11 protein-coding genes and 1 riboswitch are annotated in these 15,224 nt (G+C 30.4%); of the genes, 8 read left to right on the forward strand and 3 right to left on the reverse strand.

Going from position 1 to position 15,224, the window contains the following annotated elements; translation table 11 throughout:
* Nucleotides 1–31 precede the first annotated feature (31 nt).
* A complete protein-coding gene (locus tag ACN6I1_RS01555; protein ID WP_419742498.1) occupies nucleotides 32–343 on the forward strand; it encodes a TIGR04076 family protein in 312 nt (103 codons plus the stop codon).
* Nucleotides 344–377: 34 nt separating this feature from the next.
* Here the strand turns inward: ACN6I1_RS01555 and ACN6I1_RS01560 are convergent, their stop codons facing one another.
* On the reverse strand, nucleotides 378–1,844 hold the full coding sequence (locus tag ACN6I1_RS01560; RefSeq protein ID WP_419742499.1) for an amino acid permease: 1,467 nt from the start codon (nucleotides 1,842–1,844) through the stop codon (nucleotides 378–380).
* A 151-nt stretch (nucleotides 1,845–1,995) separates the two neighbouring features.
* A riboswitch (Lysine riboswitch) is annotated at nucleotides 1,996–2,165 on the reverse strand.
* Nucleotides 2,166–2,382: 217 nt separating this feature from the next.
* Nucleotides 2,383–2,871 (reverse strand): spore coat protein, encoded by a 489-nt coding sequence (locus ACN6I1_RS01565; protein WP_419742500.1) that lies wholly within the window; start codon nucleotides 2,869–2,871, stop codon nucleotides 2,383–2,385.
* A 102-nt stretch (nucleotides 2,872–2,973) separates the two neighbouring features.
* Here ACN6I1_RS01565 and ACN6I1_RS01570 point away from each other — a divergent pair, with 102 nt between their 5' ends.
* From ACN6I1_RS01570 to dhaK, 3 genes are all read left to right on the forward strand, one after another.
* A complete protein-coding gene (locus ACN6I1_RS01570) occupies nucleotides 2,974–4,008 on the forward strand; it encodes a PocR ligand-binding domain-containing protein (protein ID WP_220797190.1) in 1,035 nt (344 codons plus the stop codon).
* A 193-nt stretch (nucleotides 4,009–4,201) separates the two neighbouring features.
* Complete coding sequence (locus tag ACN6I1_RS01575; protein WP_021431213.1) at nucleotides 4,202–5,329, forward strand: glycerol dehydrogenase; 1,128 nt, start codon at nucleotides 4,202–4,204, stop codon at nucleotides 5,327–5,329.
* Between the two features lie 12 nt (nucleotides 5,330–5,341).
* Nucleotides 5,342–7,108 carry a dihydroxyacetone kinase subunit DhaK gene (gene dhaK / locus ACN6I1_RS01580; RefSeq protein ID WP_419742501.1) on the forward strand — a complete coding sequence of 589 codons (1,767 nt, stop codon included), beginning with the start codon at nucleotides 5,342–5,344 and terminating at the stop codon, nucleotides 7,106–7,108.
* Between the two features lie 93 nt (nucleotides 7,109–7,201).
* On the opposite strand, the gene adhE is transcribed toward dhaK, so the two are convergent.
* A complete protein-coding gene (gene adhE / locus ACN6I1_RS01585; protein ID WP_419742502.1) occupies nucleotides 7,202–9,874 on the reverse strand; it encodes a bifunctional acetaldehyde-CoA/alcohol dehydrogenase in 2,673 nt (890 codons plus the stop codon).
* Between the two features lie 381 nt (nucleotides 9,875–10,255).
* On the opposite strand from adhE, the gene ACN6I1_RS01590 reads away from it, so the two are divergent.
* The 4 genes from ACN6I1_RS01590 (at nucleotide 10,256) to ACN6I1_RS01605 (ending at nucleotide 15,194) form a co-directional block, all read left to right on the forward strand.
* Nucleotides 10,256–10,936, forward strand: a complete 681-nt coding sequence (locus ACN6I1_RS01590) for an NAD(P)/FAD-dependent oxidoreductase (RefSeq protein ID WP_419742503.1) — start codon at nucleotides 10,256–10,258, stop codon at nucleotides 10,934–10,936.
* A 229-nt stretch (nucleotides 10,937–11,165) separates the two neighbouring features.
* Complete coding sequence (gadC, locus tag ACN6I1_RS01595) at nucleotides 11,166–12,596, forward strand: glutamate:gamma-aminobutyrate antiporter (protein WP_419742504.1); 1,431 nt, start codon at nucleotides 11,166–11,168, stop codon at nucleotides 12,594–12,596.
* A gap of 40 nt (nucleotides 12,597–12,636) precedes the next feature.
* Nucleotides 12,637–14,040 carry a glutamate decarboxylase gene (locus ACN6I1_RS01600; RefSeq protein ID WP_419742505.1) on the forward strand — a complete coding sequence of 468 codons (1,404 nt, stop codon included), beginning with the start codon at nucleotides 12,637–12,639 and terminating at the stop codon, nucleotides 14,038–14,040.
* A 92-nt stretch (nucleotides 14,041–14,132) separates the two neighbouring features.
* Complete coding sequence (locus ACN6I1_RS01605) at nucleotides 14,133–15,194, forward strand: DUF2776 family protein (RefSeq protein ID WP_419742506.1); 1,062 nt, start codon at nucleotides 14,133–14,135, stop codon at nucleotides 15,192–15,194.
* The last annotated feature ends 30 nt before the right edge of the window (nucleotides 15,195–15,224 follow it).

Below are 15,224 nucleotides of genomic sequence, written 5' to 3' on the forward strand. Positions count from 1 at the left end.
TATTACATAAATTTTTTATGGAGGGGAAAAAATGGAATCACAAAAGTATTCAGATATTAAAATAACTATATTAAAAAAATTAAAGGTGAATGATATTTTCGTAGAATATGCAAAAGAAAACATGCCATTAGTTTGCGCTAAGGGTGAAGTAGGAGATGAATTTATATCAAAAGATTGCGAAATGCCAGAACGTTTTTGTAAAGGTGCATGGGCAGGTTTAAAAAGCAAAGTTGAATTTTTAGCATCAGGGAATAATAGCCCTTATGTAAAACAAGAGGGAGTTGCAATACATTCTTGTAATGATGGGTTACACCCTGTTATATATAAATTAGAAAGAATATAGAAAAAAGGCTGATCTTAAAATCAGCCTTTTTTATTTAATTTAATTCACTTATTTGACTATCTATTGAACTACTATTTATATTTTCATCAAAAGTTAAATCAACTTTATCCAAAGATACAACTTTAGTTTTATGTTTAATTTTATATCCAACATATAAAGCTATGAATAAAGGTATACCTATATAAGAAGCTATTAAACTATGCCAGTCAACTCCATTTGGAGTTATACAAGAGTATCCTTGGCCTAATATTATTATCAAACACATTATAAGTGCTAATATAGGTCCGAATGGATACCATTTAGCTTTAAACTTTAATTCTTTTAAACTATGACCTTGATGGATATATGCTTTTCTAAATCTATAGTGACAAACTGCTATACCAACCCATGCTATAAATCCAGCAAGTCCAGATGCAGCAACTAACCAAACATAAACTGTACTTTCTGCAAATATACCTGTTAAGAAACATGCAGAAGCTACTAATGTAGTTAATATTAATGCATTTACAGGAACACCTCTTTTATTAGTTCTTGCAAAAACTTTAGGGGCAAGTCCTTCTTTAGCCATTGAGTGAAGCATTCTAGTTGATGCATACATACCTGAATTACCTGCAGATAAAACAGATGTAAGTATTACTGCATTCATAAGTGAAGCAGCACCAGCTATTCCTGCTTTTTCAAAAACCATAGTAAATGGACTTTCAGAAACCCCAGCTTGAGTAAAAGGTATAATAGCACCTAAAACAATTATAGTTCCTAGATAAAATATTAATATTCTCCAAAAAATTGATTTTATAGCTTTTGGTATAGTTTTTTCAGGTTGCTCACTTTCTCCGGCTGCAACTCCTATAAGTTCTGTACCTTGGAATGAAAAACCTGCAACTAAAAATATAGCAAATACAGATTTTATACCACCATGGAATGGTCCATCTGCTATAAAGTAATTATGAAACCCTATTTCATCAGAACCCATTACACCAAGTATCATTAACACACCTATTATTAAAAATATTATTACAGTTACAACTTTAATTCCTGCAAACCAATACTCAGATTCGCCATATGCCTTTGCTGATAAAAAGTTTAAACCTACAATTATAGCTAAGAAAAATATACTCCAATAAAATCCAGGTACATTAGGGAACCAATATTTCATAATCAATGATCCTGCAACCATTTCAGCAGCTATAGTTATTGCCCAGTTATACCAATAGTTCCACCCAAGTGCAAAACCAAGTGCTGGATCAATAAACTTTGTAGCATAAGAACTAAAAGAACCAGATATAGGCATATATGTTGCCATCTCACCTAAACTAGTTATTAAGAAATAAACCATTACTCCTATTAACCCATATGCTAATAAAGCACCACCAGGACCTGCTTGGTGAAGAGTATCACCCATTGCAAGGAATATACCTGTACCGATTGATCCTCCTAGAGCAATCATATTTAGATGTCTAGCTTTTAACCCTCTTTTTAAATCTTGATTTTCATTACTCATTTTACTTATCCTCCTTATGGTAGTTAGTTTTCCATAAGTAAGTAACTAAGATAATAAATCTTTATGAAAATAAAAAAAGCCATGAGACTATGCTCATGACTTTATACGAAAAAATTCATACTAACTAAGTATGATGATACCGTACGCTTTCATTGAAAATAGCACTCCACAAAATGTGACAGTCTTATATATATTTTATATAAGCCCAGTAAATAGTATTAAAGCTATTAACTATTCACTTCGGCGAAATTTCCTTTCATATTACTTCATCGAGCTTATCTCCATAATACTACTAATAAATTTCGCGCCTCTATCTCAGTTATCTACTTGTTGTATACAATTATAAAACAAATTTAAAATAAGTCAATAAAAAAAATTATATTGGTAAAGTTAACTATTTTCAGATGATTTATAAAAATGAGAAAAATTAAGTTAAATTGGTAAAGAAAATCATTGATATACCGATAATATATAAATATTTAACACTATAAAAATAGTTAAGGATGTGATCCATTAATTGATATCACATCCTATTTTTCTAGTTATACATATTATGTTGACTCATGTAATTGTAAATTTTTTCTCCGTGTTCTTGTTCTTCTTTTTGAATATGATTTAACACTTGGCGTATGTTTTTATCTGCAAACTCAAAGATAGCTGTATTATATGTAGATGATACATATTTTTCAGTACTAAGTGAGTCTTGGCATAACATTTTATCTTGTTCATTATAAGCATTCATTTGTGATGATTGTAAATTCATATTAGGCATAGTATTTGAATTTTGCATATTTGAGTTTTGATTTCCTTGGCTTTGACCTTGATTAATATTTGGAACAGTACCACTTAAAATTTGATTTATTGAAGTTAAGTGTTGTTGTTCGTGTTGAGAAAGTTCATTAAATAAACTTTTTAGCTGTGGGTCTGAAGCTTTTTTAGCATATTCTTGATATTTTTGAACACATAATTGCTCATGGCTTTTTTCGTCTTCTAATAACATTTTTTCTTTAGCAGTTAAATTTAACATAAAATCCACCTCCACTAAATAGTCTGCATAATAAACAATATATTATTCATATATGATAAAATTAGTACATGATATAAAATTGCCTTTAAAGGAGTATGAAAAGTGAGAAATGAAAATTTAAGTCTAAATAAGATAATAGATTTCAAGAAATGGGATAATTTACAAGATTATCTTTCGCTAGTTACGAAAATGGCAATAGTTATAGTGGACTATAAAGGAAATCCGATAACTAAACACAGTAGGTGCCACAAATTTTGTGAGTTAGTAAGAGGTAATTCTAAGTTATCAAAGTACTGTGAAAAATGTGATTCAAGAGGTGGGTTAGAAGCTGTAAGAATGAATAAACCATATATATATTTATGTCACTATAATATAGTTGATGTTGCTATACCTATTATAGTAGATGAAAAATATATAGGTGCAATAATGGCAGGGCAAGTTAGAATAGATGATTATGAATCAACAGATATGTTAGAACAAATATTAAAAGTTCCAGATAAAGTACTAGAACAAAATGACATCTCAAATCAACTTAATCAATATTATAATGAACTACCTGTTTTATCATATAAAGAAGTAGAAGATACATCTAATATGTTATTTTTACTATCTAATTATATAGTAGAAGAGGCATTAAATAAAAATTTGATTTTAGAGATGTATGAAAAAACTATGAAAAATGGAATAGAGATAGATAGCAAAACTTTTAATGGATATAGTATCAAAAATATAGAAAGTGTTAAAAAAGAAATTTCTAATGCTATTGTGAATAGATATATAACTTATGATCATAAAGAAGACAGCGAAGAAATTAATGTAAGCAAAACTTTAAAGCCAGCAATACAATATATATATAACAATAAAAGTGAAAATATATCAATGGAAAGTATGGCTAAGTTATGCCATGTTAGTTCAAGTTATTTTAGCAGACTATTTTCAAAAGAAATAGGTGAAAATTTTTCAACATATATATCAAAGCTTAAGATTAAATGGGCAAAAGCTCTTTTAGAAGAAACTGATATGACAATAAATGAAATCAGTGACGAACTTGGATTTAGCGAGTCTGGATACTTTATAAAGATATTTAAAAAATATGAAGGGGTAACCCCAAATTTATACAAGAAACATCTTAGGTAATAGATAAATTGAATTTGTTAAAAAAATTTCGAAAAGTACATAAATTCCAATTATATAATTTTAGTTCAAAAAATTACGGTTTTAAATCGTAATTTATTAACATCTACGTCCAATGTATTTTTAGGAAAACGGTATTATAATTAAGTTAACTTAAAAAAATAATATCACTACAAAATACAAAGGAGAGATTAATATGAGAAAAGCATTTATATGTCCTACAAAATATGTACAAGGTCAAGATGAGTTATTAAATTTAGGGTACTTCATAAAAGTATTTGGGGATTCAGCTTTATTAATCGCACATAAAGATGATATAGAACGTGTTAAAGATAAATTAGATTCAACTGCTAAAAAATTTGGGGTAACTTTTGTTGAAAGTAACTTCAAAGGAGAATGTTCAAGAGAAGAAGTAGCAAGATTACAAGAGTTAGCTAAAGAGAATAAATGTGCATGTACAATTGGTCTAGGTGGAGGTAAAGCAATAGATACTGCTAAGTGTGTAGCTCAAGGAGATAACTTAATAATAGTTCCAACTATAGCTGCAACAGATGCACCTACAAGTCATTCAGCAGTATTATATACACCAGATGGAGCATTTGATGATTATGCATATTTCAAGCAAAGTCCAAGTGTAGTTTTAGTTGATACTACAGTTATAGCTAAAGCACCAACTAGATTCTTAGTTTCAGGAATGGGAGATGCTTTATCAACTTACTTTGAAGCAAGAGCAACAGCTAGTTCATATTCAAATGTAAATGCAGGATTACCTTGTGGTTACAGAGAAGGGTTATGCGGAGAAGCTAAGGGAACTAATACAGCATTAGCTTTAGCAAAATTATGTTATGAAACTCTAATAAATGATGGAGTTAAAGCAAAAGTATCGTCAGATTGTAACTTAGTTACTCCAGCTTTAGAAAACATAATTGAGACAAATATTCTTTTATCTGGACTTGGATTTGAAAGTGGAGGATTAGCAGCAGCTCATGCTATACATGATGGACTTACTATATTAGAAGGAACACATAAATACTTCCATGGTGAAAAAGTTGCATTTGGAACAATAGCACAATTAGTTTTAGAAAATGCACCTAAAGAAGAAATCGAGGAAGTATTAGAGTTTTGCTTACAAGTAGGGCTTCCTGTTTGTCTAGAGGATATAGGGGTAGAAACTATTACTGAAGAAGAATTAAAAGAAGTGGCAGAGAAAGCATGTATTAAAGAAGAATCTATATATTCTATGCCATTCCCTATAAATGTTGATGAAGTTGCAGCTGCAATAATAACAGCTGATAGTATAGGGAAAAACTATAAAAACAGATAGAGGTGTGACATTATGAAAAAAATAATAAATAAACCAGAAACTGTAGTTATGGAAATGTGTAATGGAATAGCTATGGCACATCCAGAACTTGAGTTTTTAAAAAAATATAAAGTAATTAAGAAAAAAAATATAAATAGAAATAAAGTTAGTTTAATAAGTGGTGGTGGAAGTGGTCATGAACCAGCGCATGCAGGATTTGTAGGAAAAGGTATGTTAGATGCAGCTGTTTGTGGAGATATGTTTGCATCACCTTCTCAAATACAAATATATAATGCAATAAAAGAGACTTCAAGTAATAAAGGAACATTACTAATAATCAAAAACTATAGTGGAGATATTATGAACTTTAGAAATGCAGCACATCTTGCTATAGAAGATGGTTTAATTGTTGACTATATAAAAGTAGATGACGATATTGCTGTTGAAGATAGTTTATATACAGTAGGTAGACGTGGAGTTGCAGGAACAGTTTTAGTTCATAAAATAGCTGGAGCCGCAGCTGAACTTGGTATGAGTTTACATGAAGTAAAGGAAGTTGCACAAAAAGCTGCTAATAATGTTAGAAGTTTAGGGTTTGCACTTACATCATGTACTGTACCAGCAAAAGGAACACCTACATTCCAATTAGAAGAAGATGAAATAGAATTTGGAGTTGGAATACATGGAGAGCCAGGCGTAAGAAGAGAAAAAACATCTTCTGCAGATGAGCTGGCTAAAAAAATGGTTAATGATATATTAGCAGATATGAAAATAGAAGATTCAAATGAAGAAGAAATTGCATTGATGATTAATGGTTTTGGAGGAACTCCACTTCAAGAACTATATTTACTTAATAATTCTGTTATACGTGAATTAGCCAAGAGAAATATCAAAATATGTACAGCTTTTGTTGGAAACTATATGACTAGTATAGATATGGCAGGAGCATCTGTATCTATAATGAAATTAGATAATGAGCTAAAACATTTATTATCTCAAGTAAGTGAAGCACCTGGATTTAAGGTTTCAGGAGCTTTCGTACCAGTAGAATATACAGATATATATGAAGATGAAAATAATACAGATGATTCAAATGTATGTTTTGAAGTGCAAACTAATAAAGATTTTTCAAATATAGAAGATTATAGATTCACTTTAGAAAATATGATCTATGTAGTTGATAAAATGAGTGAAATAATAATAAAAAATGAAGTGCCATTCTGTGAATTAGATTCTTATGCTGGAGATGGAGATTTTGGAATGAGTGTTGCAAAAGGATTTAAGCAATTAAAAAGAGAATGGGCAAATATACTTTCAATAGAAGACCTAACTATTGGTAAATTTTTAAATGAATGTTCTATGGTAATAATGGAATACTGTGGAGGAGCATCAGGACCTATATGGGGAAGTGCTTTTAGAGCAGCAGGAAGATATGTAGGCGATAAAGATGAACTTACTATTTTAAACTTTGCTAATATGATGGATGCAGCAGTTAATGGTGTACAAGCTACAGGTGAAAGATCATTTGGTAGAGGAGCTGGAGTAGGAGATAAAACTTTAATAGATGCATTAGTACCATGTGCAAACTCATGGGAATTAAGCGTAAAAGAAAATGATACATTTAAAGAAGCTTTTGAAAAAGCAGCAAGAAAAGCTGTAGAAGGAGCAGAGGCAACTAAAGAAATAGTAGCTCGTATGGGTAGAGCAGGAACTGTTGGAGAAAGAAGTTTAGGATATCCAGATGCAGGAGCTCATGCACTTGGAGTAATCTTTACTGAAATATCTAATGATTTAAAATAGTCATCCCATGAATTTCATTTTATATAGATTAAGAACCTCAACTTATTAAAGTTGAGGTTCTTTTTTATAATTAATAAATATCTATTTTAAAAATTAATCTAAAGCACAATTTAACTTACCTTCTAGAACTTCTTTTGCTGCATTTTCATTTCCGTAATAAACATTTAAATACATTTGTTTAATTTCTCTCATTAATGGATATCTAGGATTAGCTCCAGTACATTGGTCATCGAATGCTTGCTCAACCATTTCATCTAAGCTTTCTAAGAATGTAGCTTCATCTACACCCCAATCTTTTATAGTTTTAGGTATTCCAACAGTAGATTTTAATTCATCTATTTTATTTAATAGTTTATTAAATTTATCTTCATTTGAATTTCCATTAATACCTATGAATGAAGCTATTTCAGCATATCTTTCTAAACATTGAGGATATTTATATTGAGGGAATATACCCATTTTTATAGGAGCAGAAGATACATTGAATTTTAAAACTTCATTTATTAAAAGTGCATTAGCAACACCATGAGGTATATGGTGGAATGAACCTAATTTATGAGCCATAGAGTGACAAACTCCTAAAAATGCATTAGCAAATGCCATACCTGCCATTGTAGAAGCGTTAGCCATTTTTTCTCTAGCTTCAGGATCAGTTGTTCCGTTTTCATAAGCTCTTGGAAGATATTCAAATATAGATTTAACAGCTTGAAGAGCTAAACCATTTGTATATTCAGTTGCCATCATAGATGCATAAGCTTCTAAAGCATGAGTTAAAGCATCTATACCAGAAGCTGCAGTTAATCCTTTAGGCATACTCATCATTAAGTCAGAATCTATTATAGCCATATTTGGCATTAATTGATAATCAGCTAAAGGGTATTTAATTCCTGTATCTTGGTCTGTTATAACTGCAAAAGGTGTAACCTCAGAACCAGTACCAGCAGAAGTTGGGATAGCTACAAAGTAAGCCTTTTCTCCCATTGTAGGGAATTCATAAACTCTTTTTCTTATATCCATAAATCTCATAGCTAAGTCGCCAAAGTCTATTTCTGGATGTTCGTACATTGTCCACATGATTTTACCTGCATCCATTGCACTACCACCACCTATGGAAATTATTACATCTGGTTTGAAGTCAGCCATAGCTTTAGCACCAGCTTTAGCAGTTTCTAATGTTGGGTCTGGCGCAACATCATAGAATGTATGGTGTTTAATATTCATTTCATCTAATAAATTAGTTATAGGTTTTGTATATCCATTTTGATAAAGGAAACCATCTGTAACTATAAAGGCTCTTTCTTTTTTTAGAACATGATTAAGCTCCTGAAGAGCAACTCCTAAACAACCTTTTTTGAAATAAACTTTTTCTGGGGCTCTAAACCAAAGCATATTTTCTCTCCTTTCAGCTACAGTTTTTATATTTATTAAATGTTTAACACCTACATTTTCAGATACAGAGTTTCCTCCCCAAGACCCACATCCAAGTGTTAAAGATGGAGCTAATTTGAAGTTATACAAATCTCCTATACCACCTTGAGAAGCAGGAGTATTAACTAAAACTCTACAAGTTTTCATAGAATTTCTAAATTTTTCAAGTTTATCAGATTGAGTTATTGTATTTAAATATATAGAAGATGTATGACCTAAACCACCATCGTATATAAGTTGATCTGCTTTAGATATTGCATCATCAAAGTTTTTAGCTTTATACATTGCAAGTACTGGAGATAATTTTTCGTGAGCAAAAGGTTCAGATATGTCTACTGACTCAACTTCACCAAGTAATATTTTAGATTCTTTAGGTATTGAAAGTCCAGCTAGTTCAGCTATTTTATATGCAGGTTGACCAACTATATCTGCATTTAGACCTCCGTTTTTATTTAATAAAATGCCTTTTACTTTTTCTATTTCAGATTTATTTAATAGGTAAGCACCACGTTTTATAAATTCAGATTTTACATTTTCATAAATACTTTTTAAGACAATAACTGATTGTTCAGACGCACATATCATACCATTATCAAATGTTTTTGAAAGTAGTATTGAATTTACAGCAGTTTCTATATCCGCACTATCATCTATTATTGCAGGGGTATTACCAGCTCCAACACCTATTGCTGGTTTACCAGAAGAGTATGCAGATTTTACCATACCAGGGCCACCAGTCGCTAATATAATATCAGCACTTTCCATTATAGTTGTTGTCATTTCAAGAGATGGTTCATCTATCCAACCAATAATTCCTTCTGGAGCACCTGCTTTTACAGCAGCTTCAAGAACTACTCTTGCGGCTTGAATAGTTGATTTTTTTGCTCTAGGATGAGGTGATATTATAATACCATTTCTAGTTTTTAGGGCAAGTAAAGTTTTAAATATTGCAGTTGAAGTTGGATTTGTAGTAGGAATTACAGCAGCAATAACACCTATAGGTTCGGCTATCTTAGTTATACCAAAAGCTGAATCTTCTTCTAAAACCCCGCAAGTTTTTACATTTTTATAAGTGTTGTATATATATTCTGAAGCAAAGTGATTTTTTATAACTTTGTCTTCTACTATACCCATATTAGTTTCTTCATGTGCAATTTTTGCTAAAGGAAGTCTTTGTTGATTTGCAGCCATTGCTGCAGCTAAAAAGATTTTATCAACTTGTTCTTGCGTATAAGTTGAAAATATTTTTTGAGCTTTTTTGATTTGATCTAGTTTGATGGCCAAAGATTCAGGTCCATCAACTATTGATTGATTAGTTTTTAACAATTCTTGTTTCATTTATGTTCCCCCTTGGTTTAATTAAGTTGTAACATTTAAAAATGTATGCAACTTTTTATTGTTTAGTGATAAAATTCATTGAAGATTTTTATACAACTATAATTATTTTTATCGGGTGATATGACTTAATGTAATTCTTGACTGAGATAAATGTACTAGCTTGTTAAAAAATTAATTTGTTCTTCAAAAACATTTTAGCAAAAAAGCAACCAGAAGGAAAGGAAAAATTTGTTAAAAATAAAACTAAATTAAAAAATAAAACTGCAAACGTTATCTAATTTTTTATATTAAGTTATAACGTATGTTACAGAATTAAATTAAATAAGTGGTTATAATAGGTATATGAATAAATTAAATTAATATTTTAAGGAGAGAGATTTTATGAGCAATTACGGAAACTTACAAAAAATTAAAGATGGAAAGCGAACTTATGCAATAACTCCACATATACCAGGAGGATTTGTTTTGCCTGAGACACTTATAAAAATAGCTGAAGTTGCAAAAAAATATAATGGTGTTCTTAAGTTAACATCTGGGCAAAGAATTTTAATAACAAATTTAAAGCAAGAAGATTTAGTAAGTATATGGAAAGATTTAGATATGGAACCAGCAGTTAAAAATCAAAACTCAGTTAAAAATGTAGAGATATGTCCAGCAAACTTTTGTAAACGTTCAAAATATCCTACTATAGGAATAGGAATGAAAATAAGTAAAAACTTTCATGGGATGATACTTCCAAATAGAACTAAAATTGGTGTTGCAGGATGTAGGAATGCTTGCACTAGTGTGTATTCTAAAGATATAGGTGTATTAGTAGATATAGATGGAAAGTTTTTTGTAACAGCTGGTGGTAGTGCAGGATTTTATCCAAGAAGTGCAGATATAATAACTAAGGGATTAAGTGAAGAAGAAGCTTACAACTTAGTAAAAACAATACTTGAATATTATAATGAGAATGGTCAAATGGGAGAAAAATTAGGTGATTTTATGGACAGAATAAGTATTGAAAGGTTTAGAAAAGATGTATTACAAAGTTTAAATTTAAAAGAGATTTTAGAGTAGCAAGTTAAACTGCTACTCTTTTTTATATGACCTATGAAACTTCAAAATATCATTATTATCTGTTAAAAATGAATTTTTAGAGTTTTACAACATTTACCAAAAATGTTTTGGTATGAAAATACCGGGTATCTAATTAATACAAACACGGGTGATACCAAAGGGTCTAGGGATAGTAATCCGGTATTATTAGGTGAACTTATAAAAAATTAAATATCAGGAGATGATTAAGATGAAAGAGGCACAAGCTGCCAAAAAAAATTCACTTAGCTTATTTGCATTCTTTGCAATGACCGCATCAATGGTTATGACAGTTTACGAATATCCTACATTTGCTACATCAGGATTCAATTTAGTATTCTTCTTATTACTAGGAGGTATATTATGGTTCTTACCAGTAGCACTATGTGCAGCAGAAATGGCTACTGTTGAAGGATGGCAAGAAGGAGGAATTTTTGCTTGGGTTGGAAATACTTTAGGTGAAAAATTCGGATTTGCAGCAATATTTTTCCAATGGTTCCAAATAACAGTTGGATTTGTAACAATGATTTATTTTATATTAGGTTGTGTTTCATACATATTCAATTGGAATGCATTAAATAATGTTCCGGTTATTAAGTTTATTGGAGTATTAGTGATATTTTGGGTGTTAACATTTTCGCAATTAGGCGGTACAAAAAACACAGCTAAAATAGCAAAAGCTGGATTTATATTTGGGATATTAATACCAGCAATAATCTTATTTGGATTATCAATAGCATACATAGTACAAGGAAATCCTATAGATGTAAAAATAGGAGCTAAATATTTTGTACCAGATTTTTCAAAAGTAGATACATTAGTTATTTTCGTATCATTTATATTAGCGTATATGGGTGTTGAAGCATCAGCATCACACGTAAACGAGCTAGATAATGCTAAAAAGAACTATCCATTAGCTATGATCATATTAGTTATATTAGCTATAGTACTTAATACAATTGGTGGATTAACAGTTGCAGCAGTAGTTCCACAAAGCCAATTAAGTTTAAGTGCAGGGGTTGTTGAAACATTTAAAGCTTTAATATTACACTTTGCTCCTCATAGTACATGGCTTGTAAAATTAATAGCTATATTATTAGCACTAGGAGTTATGGGTGAAGTTAGTGCATGGGTTGTTGGACCATCAAGGGGTATGTATGCAGCAGCTCAAAAAGGTATATTACCAAAATCACTAACTAAAACTAATGAACATGATGTTCCTGTAAACTTAGTTTTCGTACAAGGGATAATAGTTACAATATGGGCAGCAGTTCTTACTTTCGGTGGTGGAGGAAATAACGTATCTTTCCTTACAGCTATATCATTAACAGTTGTTATATACTTAGTTGGATACTTATTATTCTTCATAGCTTACTTTAAATTAGTACTTAAAAAAGATAATTTAAAACGTTCTTATCATGTACCTGGTGGTAAAACATTTAAATTAATAGTTGCAGCATGTGGATTTGCAACATCAATATTTGCATTAGTAATTTCATTTGTTCCATCAAATCAATTAAATGCAAAAAGTGCACATGAATACTTAACTATATTAATAGTAAGTTTTGTAATTACAGTTTTAATACCATTTGTAATATATGCAATTACATCTAAAAAAAGAGAAGTTAAAACAACAAAATAATAAACAAAATTGATAAAAAACATATTGGGAGGTTTTTGAAATGTTATACGGTAAAAAAAATCAATTAGGAGATAGTTACGATACTCCAATATTTGGAACAACAGAATCTGGCTCTAGCGTGCCAAAAGATGTTCTAGGGAAAGATTCTATTGCACCAAATGTAGCATATAGATTAATAAAAGATGAGTTAATGAATGAAGGGAATGCAAGACTTAACTTAGCAACATTCTGCCAAACATATATGGAAGATGAAGCAACACAGCTTATGGCAGAAACATTAGAAAAAAATGCAATAGATAAATCTGAATATCCACAAACAACAGAGATGGAAAACAGATGTGTAAATATGATAGCAAACTTATGGAATGCACCAAAAGAATTAAATTATATAGGAACATCAACAGTAGGATCATCAGAAGCATGTATGCTTGGTGGTATGGCAATGAAATTCAGATGGAGAAATAGAGCGGAGAAATTAGGAATAGATACAACAAAGAGAAAACCAAACTTAGTAGTATCATCAGGATTCCAAGTTTGTTGGGAAAAATTCTGTGTATACTGGGATATAGAAATGCGTTTAGTACCAATGGATGAAGAACATATGAGTTTAAATGTAGATAAAGTTTTAGATTATGTAGATGACTACACAATAGGTGTTGTAGCATTACAAGGTATAACATATACAGGAAAATTTGATGATATAAAAGCATTAGATGCATTACTTGAAGAATACAATAAAACAGCAAAAATAAGTGTACCAATACATGTAGATGCTGCATCAGGTGGATTATTTACACCATTTATAGACCCAGATATGGAATGGGATTTTAGATTGAAAAATGTAGTATCAATAAGTACATCAGGACATAAATACGGATTAGTATACCCAGGTATAGGATGGGTAATATGGAAAGATGAAGAGTACTTACCAAAAGAATTAATATTTGAAGTAAGTTACTTAGGAGGATCAATGCCAACAATGGCAATAAACTTCTCAAGATCAGCAAGTCAAGTAATAGGACAATATTATAATTTCTTAAGACTTGGATTTGAAGGATATAGACAAATACATCAACGTACAAAAGATGTAGCTATGTACTTATCTGATGAAATAGAAAAAACAGGATTATTCAAAATTTATAATAATGGAGAAAATTTACCAATAGTATGTTATAGATTAGTTGACAATGCTAATGTAGAGTGGACATTATATGACCTAGCAGATAGATTAGCGATGAAAGGATGGCAAATACCAGCATATCCATTACCAATCAACTTAGATAAAACAATAATACAACGTATAGTATGTAGAGCAGATTTAAGTCATGATATGGCTGAATTATTTATAAGAGATTTAAAAACAGCAATAAAAGATTTAAATGATGCAAATGTATTAGTACATGGTAAAAAAGAAGAAAACAAAGTATACGGATTCACTCATTAATATAAAAGGAAATGTTTTATTCAGCAACTAGTGTTAAATTAATTACACTAGTTGCTTTTTCTTTAAATTTATAAATTTAGGAGGTAATTAAAGTGAATTATTATATTAGCATTCTTTTTCGTGCAATACCATTAGTAATGGGAGGGATGTGTTTAGGGTATGGAATTTATGTTAAGGATTTAGGACAAGCAATAGGATTAGACTTTTTAGTAGCAGGACATGTTTTAATATATTTGACTGCTGTATGTATAGCTTTATTCACTACAGCTGCAACAATAATTTTACAGATTATAAATAAATATAATGAATTTTATAAATGGGAATTGCCTATAATAGGATATTTATCAGCAATATTTACATTAGTTTCAGGTATTATTTTATGTAGAGTAGGAACATATATACCTCCGTATTTTGTATCTGGAAATATAGTTATTGGATTAGGATTAATAACTTGTTGCGTTGCAACAGTTGCTACAGCCTCAACTAAATTCATGATGATTCCACAAAATGGAGCTAATTTAAAAGAAGGAGAAAATCCAGAAGGAGCATTTAAAGAATCTACTGTAAAAATACTTATAGGAATACCAACTATATGTATAGCGCTTGCCTTTTTTAGAGGAGCATATTTATTATTCAACTCAGTTTCAAGTGATTATTTAGTGGCGGGTCATGTTTTGATAGGAATTGGATTTGTTTGTGCTAGCTTAATTTTATTAGTAATTAGTATAGTTAGACAGATACAAAACACTTTTACAGACAAAGAACGTTATAGATGGGCGATACTTGTAGCTATATTTGGAACTATAGATATATTATGGGGAATTGCAATATTGTCTACATCTAAAGATCCGATTATGATAGCTCCAGGTTATGTTCTAATTGGATTAGGTATAGTATGCTACAGTATTTTGAGTAAAGTATTATTGATAGGAATGGTTTGGAGGAAATCAAACCCATTATCCAAAAGAGTTCCGTTAATCCCAGTATTTACAGCGCTTATATGCTTATTTATGGGAGCATTTTTATTTGAATCTGAAATATTTAACATAGCTTATTTTATTCCTGCTCGTGTAATGATTGGGCTTGGAGCAATCTGTTTCACTTTATTTTCAATAGTATCAATATTAGAAAGTGGAACATCTTCGTCAAAATAGAAAGAAAAATTGCAAAAAATGTTTAGGCAT

The sequence above is a fragment of the Paraclostridium dentum genome, assembly GCF_048568265.1.
In the GTDB taxonomy this organism is placed as follows: domain Bacteria; phylum Bacillota; class Clostridia; order Peptostreptococcales; family Peptostreptococcaceae; genus Paraclostridium; species Paraclostridium dentum.

Coding starts and splice junctions, on each gene's coding strand:
- ACN6I1_RS01555 (WP_419742498.1), top strand. CDS start 32: ATGGAATCACAAAAGTATTCAGATATTAAAATAACTATATTAAAAAAA.
- ACN6I1_RS01560 (WP_419742499.1), bottom strand. CDS start 1,844: ATGAGTAATGAAAATCAAGATTTAAAAAGAGGGTTAAAAGCTAGACAT.
- ACN6I1_RS01565 (WP_419742500.1), bottom strand. CDS start 2,871: ATGTTAAATTTAACTGCTAAAGAAAAAATGTTATTAGAAGACGAAAAA.
- ACN6I1_RS01575 (WP_021431213.1), top strand. CDS start 4,202: ATGAGAAAAGCATTTATATGTCCTACAAAATATGTACAAGGTCAAGAT.
- dhaK (WP_419742501.1), top strand. CDS start 5,342: ATGAAAAAAATAATAAATAAACCAGAAACTGTAGTTATGGAAATGTGT.
- adhE (WP_419742502.1), bottom strand. CDS start 9,874: ATGAAACAAGAATTGTTAAAAACTAATCAATCAATAGTTGATGGACCT.
- ACN6I1_RS01590 (WP_419742503.1), top strand. CDS start 10,256: ATGAGCAATTACGGAAACTTACAAAAAATTAAAGATGGAAAGCGAACT.
- gadC (WP_419742504.1), top strand. CDS start 11,166: ATGAAAGAGGCACAAGCTGCCAAAAAAAATTCACTTAGCTTATTTGCA.
- ACN6I1_RS01600 (WP_419742505.1), top strand. CDS start 12,637: ATGTTATACGGTAAAAAAAATCAATTAGGAGATAGTTACGATACTCCA.